The organism is Plantactinospora sp. B5E13, assembly GCF_039871775.1.
Lineage (GTDB): Bacteria > Actinomycetota > Actinomycetes > Mycobacteriales > Micromonosporaceae > Plantactinospora.
Genome location: NZ_JBDPLT010000111.1, coordinates 1 through 1093, shown reverse-complemented (window position 1 = coordinate 1093; position 1093 = coordinate 1). Strand labels below are relative to the sequence as shown.

The 1093-nt window shown below is 66.2% G+C and carries 1 protein-coding gene; it reads right to left on the bottom strand.

Annotated features, from left to right (window positions below):
• Positions 1-5: 5 nt before the first annotated feature.
• The gene (locus ABGB05_RS36895) at positions 6-1049 is read right to left on the bottom strand and encodes an IS630 family transposase (protein WP_347658671.1); all 1044 of its coding nucleotides are present in this window, start codon (positions 1047-1049) and stop codon (positions 6-8) included.
• Positions 1050-1093: the final 44 nt, after the last annotated feature.

The following is a 1093-nucleotide window of genomic DNA, read 5'->3' as shown; positions in this document are numbered from 1 at the left end:
CTGTCTCAGTTTTGGCTTGCCGCTTGCTGGAGAGCGACTCGTCCACGTCGGACCTTGGCCAGGATTGATTCGGCGGTGGCGGTCCAGACGAATGGTTTCGGGTCGTCGTTGTGCACGCGTAGGTAGTCCTCGATCGCGGTGATGAGGTCGTCCACGCTGTGGAACACCCCGCGGCGGATCATCTTGTCGGTCAGTTCGGCGAACCAGCGCTCGACCATGTTCAGCCAGGACGAGCTGGTGGGGGTGAAGTGCAGGTGGAAGCGGGGATGCTTGGCCAGCCATGCCTTGACGTTGGGGTGGGTGTGGGTGCCGTAGTTGTCGACGATCAGGTGGATCTGCAGCTTGCGCGGCACCGTGGTATCGATCGTGCGCAGGAACCGCAGGAACTCGTCGTGCCGGTGCCGGGCGAAGCACTTGCCGATGACCTTGCCGGTCAGCACGTCCAGCGCCGCGAACAGTGTGGTGGTGCCATGCCGCTTGTAGTCGTGAGTCATCGTGCCGGCCCGACCGGGCTTGAGCGGCAGGCTCGGCTGCGTTCGGTCCAGGGCCTGGATCTGGGACTTCTCGTCCATGCACAGGACCACCGCCTTGTCCGGCGGGTTCAGGTACAGGCCCACGACGTCGACGAGCTTCTCCTCGAACCGCTTGTCGTTGGATAGCTTGAACGTCTCCACCAGGTGCGGCTTGAGCCCTCGGGCGTCCCAGACCCGCTGCACCGTCGCTGGACTGACACCGACCTTCGCCGCCATCGATCGGCACGACCAGTGCGTGGCCCCCTCCGGCCGCGAATGCAGCGTCAGGTCCACGATCTGGTCGATCACCGCTTGCGGGATCGACGGCTTGCGGCCCCGACCGGCGGCCACCTTGCCCAGATCGGCAAGCCCGCGCTCGGCGAACTCGGCCCGCCACGCCCGAACCGTCATCCGGGTCACCCCAGCCATCACCGCATTGTCGGCGTTGGACACCCCGTCCGCGGCGCGCAGCAGCACCTGCGCCCGCTGCACCAGCCGATGCTCGACCGTACGCGACTTGGCAAGAGACTCCAGCAGTTCCCGTTGACCGGTTTCGAGCACCAGCGGTGCGGCAGCACGCG